The sequence below is a fragment of the Streptomyces sp. NPDC093260 genome (genome assembly GCF_040683715.1).
GTDB lineage: Bacteria > Actinomycetota > Actinomycetes > Streptomycetales > Streptomycetaceae > Streptomyces > Streptomyces sennicomposti.
Genome location: NZ_JBFBEK010000002.1, coordinates 225,292 through 245,534, shown reverse-complemented (window position 1 = coordinate 245,534; position 20,243 = coordinate 225,292). Strand labels below are relative to the sequence as shown.

At 75.9% G+C, this 20,243-nt stretch carries 14 protein-coding genes and 1 pseudogene; 6 read left to right on the top strand and 9 right to left on the bottom strand.

From position 1 onward, the window contains the following. Nucleotides 1–80: 80 nt before the first annotated feature. From AB0N63_RS03300 to AB0N63_RS03290, 3 genes are all read right to left on the bottom strand, one after another. Nucleotides 81–1,076 (bottom strand): endonuclease/exonuclease/phosphatase family protein, encoded by a 996-nt coding sequence (locus AB0N63_RS03300; protein ID WP_365523402.1) that lies wholly within the window; start codon nt 1,074–1,076, stop codon nt 81–83. Nucleotides 1,077–1,160: 84 nt separating this feature from the next. Continuing rightward, nucleotides 1,161–2,183: a hypothetical protein gene (locus tag AB0N63_RS03295; protein WP_365523399.1), complete on the bottom strand. Its 1,023-nt coding sequence runs from the start codon at nt 2,181–2,183 to the stop codon at nt 1,161–1,163. Nucleotides 2,184–2,387: 204 nt separating this feature from the next. Beyond that, nucleotides 2,388–2,849 carry a hypothetical protein gene (locus AB0N63_RS03290; protein ID WP_365523397.1) on the bottom strand — a complete coding sequence of 154 codons (462 nt, stop codon included), beginning with the start codon at nt 2,847–2,849 and terminating at the stop codon, nt 2,388–2,390. A gap of 194 nt (nt 2,850–3,043) precedes the next feature. On the opposite strand from AB0N63_RS03290, the gene AB0N63_RS03285 reads away from it, so the two are divergent. Continuing rightward, nucleotides 3,044–4,630, top strand: a complete 1,587-nt coding sequence (locus tag AB0N63_RS03285) for a hypothetical protein (protein WP_365523394.1) — start codon at nt 3,044–3,046, stop codon at nt 4,628–4,630. A gap of 167 nt (nt 4,631–4,797) precedes the next feature. On the opposite strand, the gene AB0N63_RS03280 is transcribed toward AB0N63_RS03285, so the two are convergent. After that, nucleotides 4,798–5,580, bottom strand: a complete 783-nt coding sequence (locus AB0N63_RS03280; protein ID WP_365523392.1) for a hypothetical protein — start codon at nt 5,578–5,580, stop codon at nt 4,798–4,800. 466 nt (nt 5,581–6,046) lie between these two features. Here AB0N63_RS03280 and AB0N63_RS03275 point away from each other — a divergent pair, with 466 nt between their 5' ends. Both AB0N63_RS03275 and AB0N63_RS03270 read left to right on the top strand, forming a co-directional pair. Continuing rightward, nucleotides 6,047–7,003 carry a nucleoside hydrolase gene (locus AB0N63_RS03275; protein ID WP_365523390.1) on the top strand — a complete coding sequence of 319 codons (957 nt, stop codon included), beginning with the start codon at nt 6,047–6,049 and terminating at the stop codon, nt 7,001–7,003. 363 nt (nt 7,004–7,366) lie between these two features. Further along, a complete protein-coding gene (locus AB0N63_RS03270; RefSeq protein ID WP_365523387.1) occupies nt 7,367–9,043 on the top strand; it encodes a glycoside hydrolase family 13 protein in 1,677 nt (558 codons plus the stop codon). Nucleotides 9,044–9,088: 45 nt separating this feature from the next. Here the strand turns inward: AB0N63_RS03270 and AB0N63_RS03265 are convergent, their stop codons facing one another. After that, nucleotides 9,089–9,817, bottom strand: a complete 729-nt coding sequence (locus AB0N63_RS03265) for a DUF4142 domain-containing protein (protein ID WP_365523384.1) — start codon at nt 9,815–9,817, stop codon at nt 9,089–9,091. Nucleotides 9,818–10,117: 300 nt separating this feature from the next. On the opposite strand from AB0N63_RS03265, the gene AB0N63_RS03260 reads away from it, so the two are divergent. The 3 genes from AB0N63_RS03260 to AB0N63_RS03250 all read left to right on the top strand — a co-directional run bounded on the left by AB0N63_RS03260 (nt 10,118) and on the right by AB0N63_RS03250 (nt 13,288). Next, nucleotides 10,118–10,810, top strand: a complete 693-nt coding sequence (locus AB0N63_RS03260; protein ID WP_365523381.1) for a DUF6445 family protein — start codon at nt 10,118–10,120, stop codon at nt 10,808–10,810. 132 nt (nt 10,811–10,942) lie between these two features. After that, on the top strand, nt 10,943–11,830 hold the full coding sequence (locus tag AB0N63_RS03255; RefSeq protein WP_365523378.1) for an NAD(P)-dependent oxidoreductase: 888 nt from the start codon (nt 10,943–10,945) through the stop codon (nt 11,828–11,830). Between the two features lie 141 nt (nt 11,831–11,971). Continuing rightward, nucleotides 11,972–13,288 carry a serine hydrolase domain-containing protein gene (locus AB0N63_RS03250; protein ID WP_365523375.1) on the top strand — a complete coding sequence of 439 codons (1,317 nt, stop codon included), beginning with the start codon at nt 11,972–11,974 and terminating at the stop codon, nt 13,286–13,288. 1,262 nt (nt 13,289–14,550) lie between these two features. On the opposite strand, the pseudogene AB0N63_RS03245 reads toward AB0N63_RS03250, so the two are convergent. The 4 genes and pseudogenes from AB0N63_RS03245 to AB0N63_RS03230 all read right to left on the bottom strand — a co-directional run. Next, a pseudogene (locus tag AB0N63_RS03245) lies at nt 14,551–15,192 on the bottom strand (hypothetical protein); the annotation flags it as partial. A gap of 198 nt (nt 15,193–15,390) precedes the next feature. Continuing rightward, nucleotides 15,391–17,748 carry a protein translocase subunit SecD gene (gene secD / locus AB0N63_RS03240; RefSeq protein WP_365523373.1) on the bottom strand — a complete coding sequence of 786 codons (2,358 nt, stop codon included), beginning with the start codon at nt 17,746–17,748 and terminating at the stop codon, nt 15,391–15,393. Between the two features lie 619 nt (nt 17,749–18,367). Next, nucleotides 18,368–19,084: a response regulator transcription factor gene (locus tag AB0N63_RS03235; RefSeq protein WP_365523810.1), complete on the bottom strand. Its 717-nt coding sequence runs from the start codon at nt 19,082–19,084 to the stop codon at nt 18,368–18,370. A gap of 2 nt (nt 19,085–19,086) precedes the next feature. Then, complete coding sequence (locus tag AB0N63_RS03230) at nt 19,087–20,205, bottom strand: HAMP domain-containing sensor histidine kinase (RefSeq protein ID WP_365523369.1); 1,119 nt, start codon at nt 20,203–20,205, stop codon at nt 19,087–19,089. Between the last annotated feature and the right edge of the window lie 38 nt (nt 20,206–20,243).

Here is a 20,243-nt window from a genome sequence, read left to right as displayed (position 1 = left end):
CGTAAGGTTAGCGGCCCCGTGTGGCGATCCGGGCAGGGGCGAGTGGCCCGCGGACGGCCCTGCCCCGTCCGGTCGCCCGTTCAGCCCCGCGGTGCGTGCAGGGTCAGTTCGACCAGCAGCGCCCGGTGGTCCGAGCCGGACACCTTCAGGAAACGGGCGTGGCCGGCCGTGAAGTGCCGTGTGACCAGCACGTGGTCGATCTGCGCGCCGAGCGTCGGTGCGGTGCGGGCCGGCCAGCTGGGGGTGCGGTCCGCACCCGCGAGGCGGGCCGCGTCGTACAGGCCGGCATCGAGGACGCGGCGGAATCCCGCGTGGTCCTGGGAGGCGTTGAAGTCGCCGGCCAGGACGGTGGGTGTGGCCGGATCGGCGGCCGCGAAGGCGCGCAGCCGGCCGAGTTCGCGGTGCCAGAGCGCGACCTGGCGGGGCAGCGGGGGCATCGGGTGCGCCAGTTGCAGCCGTACGCGGTGGCCGCGCACGCCGGCCACCGCGCCCGGCATGCCCATCGTGCCGGCGACGCCCGGCGTGCCCTCCAGCGCGTACGCGCTCAGGATCACCGACCCCTTCGAACCGGCCGCTGCCACCTCCCGGCGGTACGGATAGGCGGCGCCCACCTCACGCCGCAGCCGCGCCCGGCAGCCCCCGTCGCACTCCTGGACGAAGACGAGGTCCGGCCGCTCCCGGCGGATCACCTCCACCAGCGCGGGCGCCCCGCGGCCGAACTCCACGTTCGCGGTGAGGACACGGACCTCGGCGACGACCACGCCCCCGGACGGCGGCTCCCTGCCGTACGGCTCGATGTACCAGGCCAGCAGGCCGAGCACCGCCACGCCCCACACCGCCCCGAACCACCAGCGCCCCAGCAGGGCGAGGGCCAGGCCGAGACCGGTCGGGACGAGCAGCCACGGCAGGAAGGCGAGCAACTGCGGCACGGGCGTGATGCCGTCGGTGTCGGCGGCCCGGCAGCCGACGACCACGCTCACCGCCGCGAACAGCAGCCCCGCGCACCAGGACTTGACGTGTCTGCCGCGCCCGTACGTCTCCTGCGCCTCGTGCGTCTCCTGCCGGGGTGCCGTCACGGGGCCGAAGCCTACGAGGCGGCGTCCGGGCCGGGCCAGGAGCCGGACGTGCCAGGGGCCGGTCGGTGTCGGGGGCCGGTTCGGTCAGGCGCGCACGCGCGGTGGTCGCGGGGCCTGGGGCGGGGTGGGGTCGTCGGTGGCGGCGGCATCCGCCGGGAGTTCCGCCCCGGGCGTCGCCGGCTCCGCCCGCTTGCGCCGCCCCAGGCCGAGCGGCAGGCGCAGCGGCGGCCGCGAGCCGGGGCGCGCGCGCCCGCGGGCCGCACGACGGCGGGACAGCCAGGTCAGGGCGGCCACCGTCAGCCCCAGTGCCACCAGCAGCCACGAGGTGGTGCGCAGGGTGGCCGTGAGGGCGTCGTAGACGGCGCCCGCGGCCGGCTGGGAGACCTCGTCGGGCAGGTCGGCCAGGGTCAGGCTGCGGCCCACGGCCAGGGCGAGCGCGAGCAGCGCGCCGCCGAGGGCGGTGCCGAGCGCGGTCGCGGTGAGCGCGCGGCGGCGGTGGACGGCCAGCGCGATGCCGGCGACGGCGAACGCGACGGCCGAGACGGGGAGCCAGAAGCCGGCGACTTCGAGCACGTTGTACCCCTTCCGCAGGCGGCCCACCTGCTGGGCCGGGAGCAGGGCGACCTCGGTGTGTTCGACCGGGATGCGGGTGGCGAGCGGGACGTGGTCCTCGGCCAGCCGGGCCTTGACCTGGGCGGTGACGGGCGCGAGATCGACGATGACCGGCCGGTCGTGGGCGTCGCGCTCGTCGCGCAGCGCGCGCAGGAGGGCGTCGTGGGCGACCCGGTTGCCCTCGTCCCACGCGGTGCGGAAGGCGGCGGTCTGGGTGAAGGAGCGGACCGCGTCGTGCACGAACGGGGCGACGGTGCCGCGCAGCACGCGCGCGTCCATCTGGTGCCCGATCTCCTGGGTGATGCCGTCCCCGACGGTCTGCGCGATCGCGTCCCGTACGTCCGGGTCGGCCGCGAGGGGCGCCATGGTGGTGACGTAGCGGCCGGTGTCCGCGAGGCCGTACGCCGCCCACGCCGCCAGCGCGCCGAAAGGCACGAGCAGGCACGAGAGGGTGATCAGCACGGCCGCCAGGCCGCTGCGCAGGCGTCGGGACACCCTCCCAGAGAAGGCCGCCGAGGGCGGTCGCGCGAGCGGGGAGGTGCGAACGGGTGACCGCGAAGGGTGACGCCCGGCGCGGACGGCGCAACGGGCCGACGGGCGGCGGGGAAGGACGGGGACGGGTGGTCACGGGGCCGCCGCGGGTCCGGCTCGCGCCGGAGGCCCGCGGCGGGGGACCCCGGCCGTGCGGGCGGGCGCGCGTCAGTCCACGCGGCGGCCGCGCGCGTCCTCGTGGGTGTACTCCCAGTAGAAGACGATCAGGCCGACGGCCAGGGCGAAGGCCAGGGACACGACGAAGACCTGGAGGGCGGACGCGCCGGGCGACTGGCCCATGAGGAAGCCGAGGGCCGCGCCGGAGACCAGCCCCCACAGCGCGGCGTGCGGTTCGCGCGCCAGGCGCGGCGCCACGGTGAGCATCGCCCCGACGACGAGCGTGAACACGATCGTCGTCACGAAGCCGTACGCCACGTTCCCCCCCGTGATCGGCCCGCCGTGGCGCCGGTTGGCGGCGACCCAGTAGCCGTAGACGAGGCCGATGCCCAGGGGGACCGCCCAGCGGCCGACGAGGTGCGCCCGGTCGCTGAAGAAGTCGAGGGACCTGCGCGGCGGCCAGCTGCGGCGGTCGTTCGCGGTGCGGCCGGACACGGGTGCCGAGTGAGCCATGGCAACGTTCCTCTCTCTCGCCGCCCCCGCCTACCAGGGCACACCGCGCGCGGTGCCCTGGCAAGTCGGCGGGCGGGGGCCAGGCCCGGTCGCGCTTCGACGGCCGCGTTCCCGGTCCGGCACCCGCCCCGGCGGTCACAGCGGTTACGGTGCTGACGTACGCGACCGACGGCCATCACCGACGCGGGGGGACCATGCCAGGAACCGTGCTGCTGCTCGCGGCCTCGCCCGTGGGCAAGGGGCGTCTGGTGGACGCCGCTTCCGTGCTCCCGGTGCTGGCCGCCGTCGAGCCGTCCGTGCTGTCGGGCACGCCGACCGCGACCGTCGTCGAACTCGCCGACCCGCTGGAGCCGCAGGCCGTCCTCACCCGGCTGCGGGCCGCCGCGGCGGCGCCCGGTCCGCTGACCGTGTTCGTCACCGGTCAGCTCCAGCTCGACCGTCGGCAGCGCCTGCCGCACCTCGCGCTCGCCCGCACCACCCCGGCGACGGTCCGCTACACGGCCCTGCCCTGGCACTGGCTGCGCGAGGAACTGCGGCTGCGCGCGGACGGCACGACGACGCTGGTGGCGGATCTGCGCGCGGACGCGGAGAGCTGGCAGCAGGTGTGCGAACGGCCGCTGGACGCGGGGCCGAACGTGGCGCTGTACGGGCGCGTGGCGCCGCCGCCGGTCCGGCGCAGGGTGGCCGCGCCGGCCTACATGAGGGCGGTGGCCACGATCCTGCGCAGCGGGCACCGGCCGCCGCCGGACGAGCTCCACGAGCAGGCCCTGTCCCGTCTGGCCGGCGAGGAGGGCGAGGAGTCCGGCCCGGGCCTGCTCCTCTCGGCCCACCACCGGCCGATACCGGCGGGGCAGGGGTACGGCACGGGCTACGGGCCGGGCGGCACGGCGGGCCACCCGCAGACGGCGGAGCAGGGGCAGACGCCGGGACAGATGCCGGTACCGGTACCGACGCAGGGGCCGGTGGCGGGCTCGGTGCGGGGCGCGGACACGGCGTCCGGTGACGGTCCGGTGCGGAAGGCGGCGACCGCCCACCCACCGGTACCGGGTCAGGCACCGGTACCGGGTCAGGCACCGGTACCGGGTGAGGGCCCGGTACCGGGCCAGGCGTCGGTGCCAGGGCGGCCCCCGGTGCCGGAACCGGCGCCGAGCGCGGCCGCCGGAGTCCTCCGGGCGACCGAGCCGGCCGCGAGCGCGCCGGGCGGTGGGAGGCCGTCGGTGACCGGCGCGACGAGCGCGCCGGACGTGCGGCGTGCCGCGGAAGCCGAGGCGGCGAGTGCGCCCGGCGGGGGGCAGCCGGTCGCCGGGGCCGTCGGCGGGAGCCCCGGCACCGCCCTCGTCGCGCAGCGGCTTCCCGACGGTGATCCGCACGCCGTGATCGCCGCCCTCGTGGAGGCGGGGCGGCACGGGGACGCCGACGCGTTCGCCGAGCGCTGGGAGCAGGCCGCCGTACGGGCGTACGGCGCGGCCTCCGAGGACGCGCTGCACTGGGCAGAGGTCCGCGCCGACCTGGCGATGTTCGCGGGCGACGCGGCCCGCAGCTGCCGGGGCTGGCTGACCGTCGCCGCCGCGCGGCTCGCCCTGGGCCAGGCGGTGAACGCACCGGCGGTCGAGGCCGCCGTGGACCGCGCGCACCACCAGTGGGGCAGGCTCCGCGACCCGGCGAGCGCGCGCGAACTCGGCGTAGTGCTCGCGGAGTTGCGCGGCCGGGTGCCGGGCAGGCAGCGCGGCGCGCTGGACCACGTACGGCGGCAGCTGCGGCAGCTCCAGACGCAGGGCTGAGAGGACGCGGCCCCTCGACGGGGCACTGCGGCCAACGGTTCCCCACGGCGACCCGCTGGAGCGGTTCCGGGACGCCGTGGACCGCATGGCCGCCTGAGACCGCCGGGCCCCGCCGGACCCCGGCCCTCATCGCGTCCGGCGCGGGCGTCCCCCGGTCGTCCGCCGCCTCACGCCTGCGCGCGGGCCTTCTGGCGGGCCTCGGTCAGCCGCTGCACGCCGAGCTTGACCGCGCGGGTGGTGGTGTCGGGCGGCAGCGCGCCGAGCGCCCCGTCGGTCAGGACGATGGCGTCGTCGCCGACGCGCACCGCGACGACGTCCAGGGTGAGCGCGGTGGCGTCCCCGTCGTCCGACTCGCCGGTGAAGGTGACCCGCAGGCCCTGCCGGGCGTCCCCGACCTCCGGCAGCGCCAGCTCGCTCACCTGCACGTCCTGGGTGCCGGCCGCGGTCGTCTCGGTCGTGAACCGCGCGCAGCTGCGCGGCAGCGTGCGCAGCCAGGACAGGGAGCGGTCCACGTCCGCCGCGCGCAGCGACAGCACCTGGTAGCGCAGCTGGGCCTGGTCGTCGGGGTCGTCGTACGCGGCCACCGCGCGCGTCCCGGTGGGGGTGCCGAGCGGTTCGTCGGCGTAGAGGGAGTCCATCAGGCGGGCGCAGCCCGCCGTGTCGGTGTGCCCCTTGAGCACCCCGTCCCGCCAGGTCGCGGCCCCCTCGGTGGGTTCCCAGGGCGCCCCGAGGTCGGTCTCGGTGAGCAGCGCGGCCTGCGCCTGCGCGGCGGTGAGCATGGCGGCGCCGGTGGGCGAGGCGGGCGCGGCCGGGCGGCTGGCCTGCGCCTCGGTGGCGGACGCGGCGTCCGGGGCGCCGCCGGACGAGCAGGCGGACGCGGTCAGCAGGGCGGCCGCGCACAGGACGGCGGCGGGCAGGACACGGGCGGCGGCGGCCGGGGGACGGGGCATGGGCGGTTGCCTCCAGACGGACGGTGAGCGTGGTGCGTACGACCGGGACCGCGCCCCCCTGAGGGGACGGTGACCCGGACCGCGCGCCGCCGCACGGGCGGAACGGTCCGGTCCGCTCACCCGGGGACGGGGACGGCGCGGACTGCTCGTCCCTCCCACGGCACCACCAGGCCGCCGCTCCCACCAGCGCGCAGGTCCGTCCGGGTGAGCCATGCGCTGCGGACGCGGACGCTCCAGGGTCTCCCGCTCGGATCAGGGCGGATCGGGGAGCGGGGTCCGGTGAGGGGGCGCCTCCCACGCCGTTCAGGCAGTGGGGGAGCCTCGCAGGGCGGAGGAGGGCGCCACGGCGGAGCCGTGGCAACCGGCGACAACGCCGCGAGGGGCGGTGCCAGGGCCCGCGAGCCCGGCAGGATCCAGACGAGAGGCTCTAGGGTCGGTAGGACGGAACGTTGCGAGGAGCCCTGCTGTGACCGGCCTGCCCACCCCCGTGATCATCGACTGCGACACCGGCGTCGACGACGCCCTCGCCCTGCTGTTCGCCGTCCGCCATCCCGGCCTGGACCTGCGCGCGGTCACGTGTGTGGCCGGGAACACGGACGTGGACCAGGTCGTACGCAACACGCTCACCGTCCTGGAGCAGGCGGGCTCGCCCCCGCTCCCGGTCGCGCGGGGCGCCGAGCGGCCGCTGATCGAGCCCCTGCGCACCGCCCACCACGTGCACGGCCACGACGGCATGGGCGACCTCGGGCTGCCCGCGCCGCGCCGCGGGGCCGCAGACGTGGACGCGGTGACGCTGCTGCGCCGCGAGATCCTGGCCTCGCCCCGCCCGGTCACCCTGATCCCCACCGCGCCCCTGACCAACATCGCCCTGCTGCTGCGCACCCACCCGGAGGTGACGCGCAACATCGATCGGATCGTGTTCATGGGCGGCGCGGTGGGCGCCGGGAACGCCACGGCGGTCGCCGAGTTCAACGTGTGGCACGACCCGGAGGCGGCGGCGATCCTGCTCACCGCCGGGGTGCCGATCACGATGTACGGGCTGGACGTGTTCCAGCGGGTGATCGTCCCGGCGGAGGACGTTCGGCGGCTGTGGGCGAGCGGCGAGCCGGGCGCGGTCCTGGCCGGCCGGCTGCTGGCCCACCGCGACCCGGTGACCAGTGAGGAGGATCCGGCCGGCGGCCTCGGGGACGCGGGCGCGGTCTGCGCGGTCGCCGACCCGGCGGGGCTGACCACCCGGCGGCTGCCGGTCGAGGTGAACCTCGCCCCCGGCCCGGCGCGCGGCCAGACGGTGGTGGACCGCCGCCCGCGCCCCGGCGAGGCGGAACTGCACGGCGAGGCCCGCGAACAGCCCCTGGTGGACGTGGCGCTGGACATCGACGTGGAACGGTACGTGAAGCTGTACCTGGCCACGGTCGAGGGCTGACGACGTCCGTCGCCGCCGCGCGGTCGCGCGGCTCAAGGCGTCCGCCACCGCTGTGACGCCGCGCGGCTGACGGTCGTCGCCCCGGCGTCGTCGCACGGCTGACGGCGTCCGCCTCCGCGGCGTCGTCCTGCGGCCGGGGCTTTACCGCGGGCGCAGGCTCCCGCGCCCGCGCCCGTACGGCCCTTCGGCATACGCCCCCGCGCTCCGGGACCCTCCGGATTACGCCCCTCGGTCCCCCTCCGGCGTGGTTCACGGCTCCGGGGAACTGGACAGGGTTCTCTGTGTTGCCCCGGCATTGCTCCCGCATTGCCCCGACATCACCCTGTGTCCACGTCATCCCCGCCACATCGAAGAGGAGACCGCGTGACCGACCGCACCGCCGCGCACGACTCCCCGCCCGACCTGTCGTCCCCGGACCCCGACTGGTGGCGTCAGGCCGTCGTCTACCAGGTGTATCCGCGCAGTTTCGCCGACGCCGACGGGGACGGGCTCGGGGACGTCCGGGGCGTCACCCGGCGCCTGGCCCATCTCGCCGGGCTCGGTGTGGACGCCGTGTGGCTCAGCCCGTTCTACCCCTCCGAGCTGGCCGACGGCGGCTACGACGTGGCCGACCACCGCGACGTGGACCCGCGCCTCGGCACGCTGGACGACTTCGACGCGATGGTCGCCGAGGCGCACCGCCTCGGGCTGAAGGTGATCGTCGACATCGTCCCCAACCACAGCTCCCACCGGCACCGCTGGTTCCAGGAGGCGCTGGACGCCGGCCCCGGCTCCGCCGCCCGCGCCCGGTACGTGTTCCGCGACGGCCGGGGCGCGCACGGCGAACTCCCGCCCACCGACTGGCGGTCCGTGTTCGGCGGCAGCGCCTGGACCCGGGTGCCGGACGGCCAGTGGTACCTGCACCTGTTCGCGCCCGAGCAGCCCGACTTCGACTGGCGCGACGAGGAGGTCCGCGCCGACTTCCGCACCACCCTCAGGTTCTGGTCCGACCGGGGCGTGGACGGCTTCCGCGTCGATGTCGCCCACGCCCTGGTCAAGGACCTGGACGAGCCGCTGCGCGACGTCGGGGACATCGGCGTCACCGGCGAGGACGCGCTGCCGCACCTGCCGCCGGGCAGCCACCCGTACTGGGACCGGGACGACGTGCACGAGATCTACCGCGACTGGCGCAAGATCTTCGACGCCTACTCCCCGCCCCGCACGGCGGTCGCCGAGGCCTGGGTGCCCGACGCGCGGCGCGCGCTGTACGCCCGGCCGGACGAGCTGGGCCAGGCCTTCAACTTCGAGTACCTCCAGGCCGGCTGGGACGCGGCCGAGCTGCGCCGGACCATCGCCGCCTCGCTGGCCACCGCCCGCGCCGCCGGGGCCTCGGCCACCTGGGTGCTGTCCAACCACGACGTGATCCGGCACGCCTCCCGGCTGATGCTGCCGCCCGGCACGGACGGCGACGCCTGGCTGCTGTCCGGCGGCCGGGCCCCGGCGGTCGACACGGCGGCGGGGCTGCGCCGCGCCCGCGCGGCCACGCTGCTGATGCTGGCCCTGCCCGGCTCGGCCTACCTCTACCAGGGCGAGGAACTGGGCCTGCCCGAGGTCGCCGACCTGCCCGTCGAGGTCCTGCAGGACCCGATCTGGGAGCAGACCGGCCACGTCCGCAAGGGCCGGGACGGCTGCCGGGTGCCGCTGCCGTGGACGACGACCGGACCGTCGTACGGCTTCGGGCCGGGCGGGTCCTGGCTGCCGCAGCCGGCCGGCTTCGGGGCGTACTCCGTGCAGGCGCAGGAAGGGGCCGAGGGCTCGACGCTGGAGCTGTACCGCACCGCCCTCAGGCTGCGCCGCAAACTGCTCGCGGGCGAGGAGCTGACCTGGGCGGAGGACACCCCGGACGGGGTGCTCGCGTTCACCCGGTCCGAGGGCTGGCGGTGCGTCACCAACCTGTCGGACGCGGAGGTTCCACTGCCGCCGGGCGAGGTGCTGCTGAGCAGCGCGCCGCTGGCGGACGCCCGCCGGCTGGAGCCGGACACCACGGTGTGGCTGGCGTGACGCTCCCCCGCCTGCGGTGGCCGCCCGCCGTCGTGGCCCCGTCCCTCACCGCACCGTCGGGCTGGGGGCCGGGGTCGCGCCCGGGCGGTCGCCGAGGTCCAGCGGGGTGGAGGTGGCGTTCGGCGGCGGCGTGAGCACCAGCTCGGGCTGGCCGCCGGGGGGCGGCGGCGGGGTGAGGTCGGAGGCGGGCAGCTTCGGCGGGGTCGTCTGCTGGAACAGCACCTGGTCGTAGTCGACCAGGCCGGTCTCCTCCATCACCGTGATGTGGTCCAGGACGGTGGCGTTGGCCTGGTTGGCGAGCGCCCGCACCAGGCTGTTCTCGGTGGTGGAGCGGATCTTCGCGATGGTGTTGAAGATCGAGCCGTGCGTCACGCGCAGGATGTTGGCCATGTCGCTGTCGAACTTCTTGCCGGTGTCGGCGCTGAGCGTGTCCACGAAGCCCTGCTGCTGGGGGCTGGCGATGTTGGGCAGCGTGATGTTCAGCATGGGCGCGATCTTGCGGCAGCTGGCGTCCAGCGCCGCGTGCCCGTCGATCAGGTGCCGGCCGGCGGTGACGACCGCCTTGGTGGTGCCCTTCTTCACGGCCATCTGGCCGACCGGGTACTCCCACAGGCCGGCCGCGCGCACCTTGACCACGAAGTCCCGGTCCGCCTCCGTCAGCGGCCCCCACTGGGTCTGGGCGATGATCCGGGACGGGCTGCTGGAGACGGTCTGCAACCCCAGCATGCCCGGATAGGCGAGCGCGGCGAGGGTCAGCCCCAGAGCTCCGGTCACGAAGAGAGTTCCCGTCGCGTTCCGCGAAAAGCGCACCGTGCCTCCTGCCCGGCCGTGGTACCCGCCTGAGCGCGGCGGGTTCGGACGTACCGGAGTACGGGCGGGGAAACCGCCGGAACCTCTAGGGAAGGTAAAATCTCCGCTCTGCCGAAACCGGGCCGGACCACCCGGTTCGGACCCGCGCCGCCGGGCCGGCTTGCCTGCGCATTGCGGGCGTTGGGGCAATGTTGACCGCCGGGTGGAGAATGTTGACCGGCGCGTGGGACAGGCGAGGGGAGCGTCCGCCCTACATTCGGCCGCATGCCCCCACAGCCCCCCGGCCGCTCCGGCGCGCCCACCGAGCTGCCCGTCCTGCCCTACCGCAAGCCCACCAAGGGCCGTGACTACTGGGTGATCGACGACGTCCTGCCGGACGCGGCGGCCGTCCGGGAGCGGGTGCTGAGCAGGGACGACTGGGTCGAGGGCTATCCGTACACCTCGGAGACCTGGCCCGGTCTGCGCACCATGCCGGGTCTGGAACCGGGCGAACTGGCCCGGGTGGAACGGCTGGTGAAGAAGGCCACCGGGGCGAAGGAGCTGTGGGTGCAGCAGGCGCCCGGCGGCGGCACCCTCAACCACAACTGCGTCCAGGTCGTCGGCGAGGGCGAGAGCGATCCGCGCCCGCACACGGACTCGCGGGCGCTGTGCCGGTACGCGGCCGTCCTCTACCTCAACCCGGCCGCCCCCAAGGACTGCGGCACCAGCTTCTACCGCCAGTCCCTGCCCGGCGGCCGGCTCGGCGGCAACGTCGTCCAGGCCCCGCACACCAACCTGGTGGAGGCGCTGGGCACCCGGTTCGTCGCGCCGGACGCCTTCGAGGAGGACGTACGGGTGCCGCACAAGGCCAACCGGCTGCTGCTCTACCACGCCAACCTGGTGCACAGCGCGACCGGTTACTTCGGCCGGACGCTGGAGGAGAAGCGGATGACGGCCGTCTTCTTCTGGATGGCGTAGGCGTACCGCGCACTTCACCGAGGATCCGTGTACCGCCGCCCCGCGAGGGCCTGACGTCCCGTCCGTGGCCTCCGTGATCGCGGATACTCGACCTGTCGACGCCGCGGGGGGCAACAGGAAGGGAACGCACAGATGACTGACACGACCCGCACCGTGGGAGTCCTCGGCACCGGGATCATGGGCGCCGCGATGGCCCGCAACCTCCTTCGCGCCGGGCACACCGTCCGGGCGTGGAACCGCACCCGGGACAAGGCGGAGCCGCTGGCCGCCGACGGCGCGCAGGTCGTGGACACGGCCGCCGAGGCGGTCCGCGACGCCGATGTGGTCCTCACGATGCTGTACGACGGCCACACGGTGCTGGAGGTCGTGCGCGAGGCCGCCCCGGCGGCGCGCGCGGGCGCGGCGTGGGTCCAGTCGACCACGGCCGGCCTGGACACGGTCCCCCGACTCGCCGCCCTCGCCGCCGAACACGGCCTGCTCTTCTACGACGCCCCGGTCCTCGGCACCAGGCAGCCCGCCGAGGCGGGGCAGTTGACCGTGCTGGCCGCCGGGCCGGAGGCGGGCCGGGACGCGGTGGTCCCGGTGTTCGACGCGGTCGGCGCCCGTACGGTGTGGACCGGTGAGGACGGGGCGGCGGCGACGTCCACCCGGCTCAAGCTGGTCGCCAACAGCTGGGTCATCGCGGCCACCACCGCCACCGGCGAGGCGCTCGCGCTGGCCAAGGGGCTCGACGTGGACCCGCAGGGCTTCTTCGACCTTATCTCCGGCGGCCCGCTCGACATGGGCTATCTGCACGCCAAGGCCGCGCTCATCCTCGACGGCGCACTGGAGCCGCCGAGCTTCGCCGTGACCACCGCCGAGAAGGACGCCCGGCTGATCGTGGCGGCCGGCGAGCAGTGCGGCGTACGCCTCGACGTGGCCGCCGCGAGCGCCGAACGCTTCGCCCGCGCCGCCGCGCAGGGACATGGCGGACAGGACATGGCGGCGGCGTACTTCGCCAGCTTCGACGAGAAGGGCTGACCGGGGAGCCGGCTGCGGGGACCCTCCTGAAGTGCCGTTCCGCGGACGGCGGTTCATCCACCCGAAGGATGCGGCGCCCGCGCGTGATCGAACAGGATGACGGACATCCCTGTTCGTACACGCCCGTGGGAGGGGAATCCCTTGCGCATCCTCCGGACCGCCAAAACCGCCGTGGTCACCGTCCTGTTACTGACCGCCGCCGTGCCCGCCGCCGTCGCGGACACCACAGCCGCCGCCCCGGCGCCCTCGGCGGCACACGAGTCGGCCGCACCGGACCCGGTGGCGCTGCGCACCGCCCTGCGCGCCGTCACCGACGCCGGCATGTACGGCGTCTACTCCTCCGTCCGCGACGGCGCGCGGACCTGGTCCGGCGCCTCCGGCGTCGCCGACGTGACCACCGGCCGTCCGGTGCGTGCGGACATGCGGCAGCGGGTGGGCAGCATCAGCAAGACGTTCACCGCCGTCGCCGTGCTCCAGCAGGTCGAGCGCGGCACGATCCGGCTGGACGACCCGGTCGACCGCTATCTGCCGGGCCTGATCCCCGGCGAGCGCGGCCACAGGATCACCGTCCGGATGCTGCTGAACCACACCAGCGGCATCGCGGACTACGTCGTCGGCGCGTTCCCGTCGCTCGCCCAGGGCTCGACGGCCAGCCTGGACGAGGAGCGCTTCCGCTCCGTCCGCCCCGAGGAACTCGTCCGCATCGGCCTCGCCGCGCCCGCCACCGGCGAGCCCGGCGCACAGCCCGGCCACTACGCCAACACCAACTACGTCATCGCCGGGCTGATCCTGCGCAAGGTCACCGGCCAGGACCCGCGGACGTACATCACCCGGCACGTCATCGACCGGGCCGGGCTGCGCCGCACCTCCTACCCGCGCACCCCGTACATCCAGGGCCCGCACCCGCGGATGTACGAGAACTTCTACGGCCTGATCGACCCGCCCCGCGACTACAGCGTCTACGACATGTCGTGGGCCTACACGGCGGGCGCGGTCGTCTCCACCGCCGACGACCTGAACCGCTTCTACCGCGCGCTGCTGACCGGACGCCTGGTGAGCAAGGCGTCGCTGACGCAGATGCAGCGCACGGTACAGGTGAACGGCATGGACTACGGCCTCGGCATCTACGCCGTCGACATCCCCGGCTGCGGCCGGTTCTGGGGCCACGACGGCGCGGTGTTCGGCGCCGGCACGATCGCCCTGTCCAGCCCGGACGGCGAGCGGCAGGTGGCCGCGGGCTGGAACCTCATGAAGTACGAGCGCCTGACCGCCGACGGCACGGGCTTCGAGCCGAGCCCGATCGACGACGCGCTCAACGGGTACATCGGCGCGGCGCTGTGCTCACCGTCGCCGTCCTCGCCCGCGCCCACGGCGCCGTCCCTGACCGGGACGCCCGCGCCGAAGGTGCTGCCGGGCATCGACACGGCCACGGCGGCCCGGACGAGCGTCCTGCGCTGACCCGTCGGGGCGGGGCGCCCCTTCCGGGGGTGAGGCGGCGCCTTGGCCCCCGGGACGGGGTCGGGCTCCCCTGGGAGTGCGGCCGGGGCGTCCTCCCCGGGAGAGCGGCCTGTCCTCCGGGGGGCGGTGCGGCCGGGTCGTCTCCCCTGGGAGGGCGGCCCGCCTCCCGGGGAGGGTGGGGGAGCGGGCTGCGCCGGGGGATGTGCGGGCGCGCCGCCCAGGGGAGCCGGATCGTCCCACGGGCGGTGTCCGGGCGGATGTCCCGCGCCGCCCTGCCCTGTCCCGCGCCTGTCCCGCGCCGCGCCGCCCCGTCCCGTGCCGCCCCGCGTCCTCCGGGAGGCCCGGTGGGGTGAGGGGAGAGCAGGGGCGGTCCGGGGCGACGACGACCGCTGCGTCGTCGTCCTCGCCGCGGTGGACACGGGCCGCGACGCCGGCCCCGGCTGCCGACGCCTCGCGGGCGCGTCGGCCGGCGTGCCGCGTCAGCGCCTGAGGCTCGACCGCCGGGCAGTCCTCGCCTCCCGGGCGGCGCTCGCCTCCCGGGTGGCCCTCGTCCCGCCCGGTTCCTCGGCCCGGTCCGGTGTGCCGACCTGGCCTGGTCCTTCGATCCGAGCCGGTTCCCCGGTTCGGCCCGCGCCTTCGGTCCGGCCCGGTCCCCTGGCCGGCCTCGCCCCCTCGACCCGCGCCGGTTCCTCGACGCGGCCCGTTCCGTCGAGTCGACCGGGTCCCTCGGTTCGGCTCGGTCCTCTGACCTGGCCCGGTCCTCTGACCTGGCCGGCTCCTCCGGCCTGGTCCGGCCCCTGCCCACGCGCCGCTCCCTCGCCCCGCGCGGGCCCCTGGCCCCGCACCGGAGCCCCGGTCCGCGCCGGCCGTCCGGCCCGGACCGGCCGTCCGGTGCTCGTGCAGGTGCGGTCCGGCCGTTCGGCGCCGATCGCGTTCGGCTGCCCCGCGCGTGCCACCGGCCGGTCCGTGGTCGCGGCCGACGGGACCGTGCGGTCGTGCCGCGCCGCCTCTCCGGGAGCGGCGGCGGGCGAGGCGGGAACGCGTACGTCCTCGCGGCCGAGCACCAGCACGGTGCGTGCCGGCGCGGTCGGTGGGCCCTCGGTCCCCGCCTCGGGGGCCGCCACCTCGGCCTTCCCTCCGGAGGCCGCGTCGGCGGCCACCCCGGCCTCCCCTCCGGAGGCCGCCGCCCCGGAGGCCGCGTCGGCGGGCGAGCCGGGGGTGTGGCGGGGCCGCCGTCGCAGCAGGCGCCAGGCGCGTTCGTCGATCAGGGCGAGGATCAGCGCCGTGGCGATGGCGATCAGGTGCTCGCGCCCGGCCAGGTTGGGCTTCAGCACGGACTCGACGACCATCGAGCCGCCGGTGAGGAAGAAGACGACGGGCGCGCGCCGGACGACGGAGAGATAGGTGAACAGACCCACCACCGCCGCGGACGGACCGGTGTCGAGGACGTGGCCGACCTCCGACGGCAGCCCGAGGCCCCACCACCCCGGACCCATCGCGAGCATCACCCGCACCGTGAGGGTGCCGGCCAGCGTCGTGGCGTAGGAGATGAACAGGGTGCGGCCCCGGCCCAGGGTCAGTTCGGCCAGCGCGAACGCCAGGAACAGCTGGGTGATGCCCGCCCACACCGGCAGGTCCAGGGCCGGGACGTAGAGCGAGACCGGCGTGCGCAGCAGGGCCTGCCACAGGGGCAGGTCGGCCTGGACGCCGCCGACGAGCCGTACGACGGTCTCGCCGCGCGGATGCTGCGCGATCGCGTGGAAGAAGATCACCCCGAAGGCGGCCACGAAGGCGAGCAGCAGCCCGGCGGGGCCGCGCCGCATCAGCCGCCGCACCGGATCGGCCACGATGGCGTTCCACTCGCCGCGCAGGGTGCGCAGGACGAACCGCGCGAACCGGGTCACCGTCTCACGTCCACGCCGTTCCCCTTCCGGTGCTCCCGGTCCCACGCCGTCTCCCTGGCCGATCCTTCCGCTTCCGTTCCCTGCGCCGCCGCCGTGCCACCGTCCGGCTCCCCGGAGCAGTTCCCCGCCCACCGTGCGCACAACCGTATGGACCGCGAGGCCGCCCCGCGCGTTGCCTCGCGCGGGGCGATGTTCGTCTCAGTGCCCGGACACCCGTGCGCGGCCCGCCCGCTCGCGCGAGTCGGCCACCGCGTCCCCGCCGGCGCCCGTGAGTCGTCCGTCCCGTCCGCGTCGGCGCAGGCAGCGCCGAAGTCCCGCCCCGCGTCGTGCGCGCCGCAGACGGTCGAGTTCGACGGCGATCGGGGAGGCGGTGAAGACCGACGAGTACGTGCCGACCGTCAGGCCGATGAGGAGGGCGAGGGCGAAGTCGGTCAGGGAGTCGCCGCCGAGGACGGCCAGGGAGGCGAGGATGAGGACCGCGCCCATCCCGGTGTTCACCGTGCGCGGCAGGGTCTGGAGGATCGCGCGGTCGGTGACGTCGGCCAGCGGCGCCGTGCGGTCCCGCCGCGCCAGCTCCCGGACGCGGTCGAAGACGACGACCGAGTCGTTGACCGAGTAGCCGATCACCGTCAGCAGCGCGGCCAGGAACACCCCGTCCACCGGTTTGCCCAGCCACGCGAACACGCCGACGAGGACCACCGCGTCGTGCGCGAGCGCGGCGACCGCCGCCGTCCCGAACAGCCAGCGGAACCGCGCCGCGAGATACAGCAGCTGCGCCCCGAGCGCCACGCCGAGCGAGATCAGCGCGCCCCGGCGCAGCTCCTCGCCGAGGCTCGGTCCGATGAGCTCGTCGCGGACCTTCTCCGCGCCGCCGCCGAGCGCGTCCACGGTCCGGGTGACCGCGTCGGCCCGGGCGTCGGTCAGCTCCCCGGTGCGCACGGTCAGGCCCGTGTCCCCGGTGGTCTGCACGACGGCGCCCGGAAAGCCCGCGTCGGAGAGCGCCGTACGGGCGCGGTCGGGGTCCACGGCCCGCGCGGTGTCGTACTGGAGCATCCGGCCGCCGGTGAACTCCAGGCCGAGGTCGAGGCCGCGCACCGCGATGCCCGAGCCGGCGAGCAGCAGGGCGACGGCGGAGGCGGCCAGCCAGCGGCGCGGCCGGCGCATCGGGCGCAGCTCGCGGCGGGCCAGCGCGGCGCGCACCCGGCCGGCGGTGGCCAGCCCGGTGAGGCCGGGCCGCCGGTGCACCGGCGCGCGCGAGACGGCGAAGTCGGCGAGGACACGGGTGACGACCAGCGCGCTGATCACGGACGCGATGACGCCGATGCCCAGGGTCACGCCGAAGCCGCGCACCGGGCCGGAGGCCAGGAAGAACAGCAGCCCGGCCGCGATGAGCGTGGTGACGTTGGAGTCGGCGATGGCGCTGAAGGCGTGACGGAACCCGGCGGTCAGCGCCGAGCGGCCGGTCGGCCGCACCCGCGCGGCGTACTCCTCCCGCGCCCGCTCGAACACCAGGACGTTCGCGTCCACGGCCATGCCGATCGCCAGCACGAACCCGGCCAGCCCCGGCAGTGTCAGCGTGGCGCCGAGGGCGGCCAGGGCGGCGTAGGAGATCAGGCCGTAGGCGAGCAGCGCCACCGCGGCGAGGGCGCCCATCAACCGGTAGACCACGATGATGAACAGCGCGGTCAGGGCGGTGCCGATCGCGGCGGCCCAGGCGCCGGCGGTGATGGCGCGGGCGCCCAGCGTCGGGCCCACGGTGTGCTGCTCGACCGTCTCGACCGGTACGGGCAGCGCGCCGCCGTTGACCAGCAGCGCCAGCTCGCGGGCCTCGGCGTCGTCGAAGGAGCCGGTGATCCGGGTGGAGCCGCCCGTGATGCCCGTGCCGCAGGCCACCGACGGATCGACCTGCGGGGCGGAGATGATCCGGCCGTCCAGCACGATGGCGACCCGGCGCGCGGGATCGCCCGCCGGCCGGCACGCCGCCTCACCGGTCAGCTTCGCCCACCGTTCCCGGCCCGCCCGGTCGAAGTCCACGGTGACGTGCCAGCCGGCGCCGGTCTCCGGGTCGAACCGGGCGTCGGCGCCCTTGACGTCCTCGCCGGTCATCGCGGTCGCGGCCAGCCGCAGCCGCTGCCCGGACTCGTCGGGCAGGACCTGCTCGCCGGAACCTTCCGTCTTCGCCGGTGTCTCCTCCCCGGTCCCGGCCGGGCCGAGGATCGGGTGGACGGTGAGCTGCGCGGTGCGGCCGAGCACCTCGGCCGCCTTCTTCGGGTCCTGGACGCCGGGCAGTTCGACGATGATCCGGTGGGCGCCGGAGCGGACGAGGGCCGGTTCGGCGACGCCGAGCGCGTCGACGCGCCCGCGTAGCACCTCCAGCGTGCGGTCGGTGGCCGCGCGGTCGGCCTCGGCGGTCGGGGTGGAACGGGTCTCCAGCACGATCTGGGTGCCGCCGCGCAGATCGAGCCCGAGACGGACCGGAACGGTGGCGGCGATGTACAGGGACACGGCGATGACGGCGAGGGCGAACAGCGCCCTCACACGGGCGGAACGGATCAAGGAGTCCTCCGGCGGCGCACCCGTGCGGAGCCCGGATGCTGGGGGATGGTCGGACGCGTCGGATGCCGGAGGGGGCGGGCGGGGCCCGGTCGCGGTCGGGGACCGGGTGACCCAGCAGGGCGTGCCCGGGCGCGCGGGCCGGTGGGGTGCGCGCGGGCGCGGGCGGGGGTACGGCGGTGGCGTTCGGGGTGGTGGCGAGGTGGCCCGGTGGGGCCGGACGCTCGCCGTGGTGCTCCTGCCGGGTGCCGGCCTGGGCGGTGCAGACGGCGGGGCACTGTTCGTCGGCGTGGGGGGTCGGAGCGGTGCCGGTGCCGGCGGGGCCAGGGGCGGCGGTGTGTGCGCCGGGGGCGGCGCCGACGCTCGTGCCGTTGATGCTGTTGCCGCCGGTCGCCGTGACGGCGGTGAGCAGGGTCAGCAGGACGGCCGTGAGCAGGGTGTACGCCCGCGATGTGCGGGCGGGGGCGTGGGCGGTGCGTGACGCGGGGCGCATGCGCCTCCCCCTCTCACCTGGGTCTCTCGCACGGGTCGTGCTCTCACACGGTCGTGGCGGGCGTACGGACCCGGGGTCCCGGCCGGGGAGTAGCGGCCGGGACCCCGGGTGGTCCGGGGCGCGGGCGGGTCAGGGTTCGACGAGGCCGGCGCGGATGGCGTAACGGGTGAGTTCGAGGCGGTCGCGCAGGCCGAGCTTGTGCAACAGGTTGGCGCGGTGCCGCTGGACGGTCTTGACGCTGATGAAGAGGATCTCGGCGATCTCCTTGGAGGAGTGGCCCTCCGCCACCAGCTTCAGGACCTCCTCCTCGCGCGGGGTGAGGACCTGGTCGGGGGTCTCGTCGCCGTGCCGGACGCGGTCGAGGTAGTTGCGGATCAGCGCGGTGACGGCGCCGGGGTAGAGGAAGGGCTCGTCGCGCATCGCGGCCCGGCAGGCGGCGACCAGGTCCCGGTCGGCGACGGACTTGAGTACGTAGCCGCAGGCCCCGGCCTTGAGCGCCTGGAAGAAGTACTGCTCGTTGTCGTGCATCGTCAGCATCAGGATGCGCAGGTCCGGCTTGAGGGAGGCCAGTTCGCGGGTGGCCTGGAGCCCGGTCAGACGGGGCATCGCGATGTCCAGGACGGCGAGGTCGATCTCGTGGGAGCGGGCCATCCCGATCGCCTCGGCGCCGTCACCGGCCTCGGCGACCACCTCCAGATCCGGTTCCTGGTCGAGGATGAGCCGCACTCCGCGCCGGACGAGGGCGTGGTCGTCGGCGAGCAGGATGCGGATCGGGCGCGGGGCGGAGGCGGAGGCGGGCGCGGAGCCGGACGTGGGCGACGGGGTGGGGTCGGACGTGGACGGCATGGTCACGGCTGCTTCCTGGGCTTGCTGGGGACGGGCGCGGTGAGGCGGACGCGGGTGCCGGGTCCGGCGGCGGGCCCGTTGCCGGCGGGGGCGCCCGCGTCGGCGGTGGTGGTCGCGCCGGGAGGCGGGTCGGCGAGGGGCGCCCCGGGTGACGCGCCCACGGGGGACGCGCCGGGCGCGGCGGCGGACGCGTCCGCCGCCGGAAGGGCCGAGGAGCCGTCAGCCGCGTCCGTGACGTCCAGCGCGGCCCCGACGAGCAGGGCCCGCTCCCGCATCCCCCGGATGCCGGCGCCCTCGCAGGCGGTCTTGATCCCGCGGCCGTCGTCGGTGATCGCCAGCACCACGGCGCCGTCGGCCCGGGTGAGGGCGACCTCGACGCGTTCGGCGTCGGCGTGCCGGGCCGCGTTGGTCAGGCTCTCCTGGGCGACGCGGTAGAGGACCAGCTCCGTCTCCGGGTCCAGGGCGGGCAGCTCGGCGTCGAAGCGGCGTACCACCCGCAGCCCGGTGTGGGTGGCGAAGTCCGAGGTGAGCGAGGTCAGCGCGGCGACGAGGCCGAGGTCGTCCAGGACGCCCGGCCGCAGCCGCCGTACCAGGCGCCGTACCTCGTCCAGGCTCTCCCGGGTGATCTCCTGCGCCTGGTGCAGCTCGTCGCGCAGCGGCGGGTCGGCCGCGTCGGCGGCCCGCTTGAGGGCGAGCAGGACCGCGGTCATGCTCTGCCCCACCTCGTCGTGCAGCTCCTGCGCGATCCGGCGCCGCTCGGCCTCCTGGGCGAGCAGCACGCGGGCGCTGCTGGTGGCGCGCTCCTGCTCCAGGCGGTCGAGCATCGCGTTGAACGTGCGGATCAGGTCGGCGACCTCGCCGCCGCCGTGCGCGGGCAGCCGCTGGCCGGGGCGCAGCAGATCGACGGTGGTCATCAGCCGGGTCAGCCGGTCCAGCGGGGACAGGCCCCAGCGCAGCAGGGCGGCGTTGGCGACGAGCATGACGACCAGGCCGCCGACCAGGATCACCGCCTCGGTCAGCACCACCGGCACGGAGACGGTCACCGGAGCCCACAGCAGCAGCGCGGTGGCCGAGCCGAGCACCACGGCGTTGAGTCCGAAGATCCGCCAGAACAGGGACACCGCGGTTGCGCCTCCTCATACGTGCCGGGCTGTCATGC

Coding starts and splice junctions, on each gene's coding strand:
- AB0N63_RS03280 (WP_365523392.1), bottom strand. CDS start 5,580: ATGCCCCGTCCCCCGGCCGCCGCCGCCCGTGTCCTGCCCGCCGCCGTC.
- AB0N63_RS03260 (WP_365523381.1), top strand. CDS start 10,118: ATGCCCCCACAGCCCCCCGGCCGCTCCGGCGCGCCCACCGAGCTGCCC.
- AB0N63_RS03255 (WP_365523378.1), top strand. CDS start 10,943: ATGACTGACACGACCCGCACCGTGGGAGTCCTCGGCACCGGGATCATG.
- AB0N63_RS03290 (WP_365523397.1), bottom strand. CDS start 2,849: ATGGCTCACTCGGCACCCGTGTCCGGCCGCACCGCGAACGACCGCCGC.
- AB0N63_RS03235 (WP_365523810.1), bottom strand. CDS start 19,084: ATGCCGTCCACGTCCGACCCCACCCCGTCGCCCACGTCCGGCTCCGCG.
- AB0N63_RS03285 (WP_365523394.1), top strand. CDS start 3,044: ATGCCAGGAACCGTGCTGCTGCTCGCGGCCTCGCCCGTGGGCAAGGGG.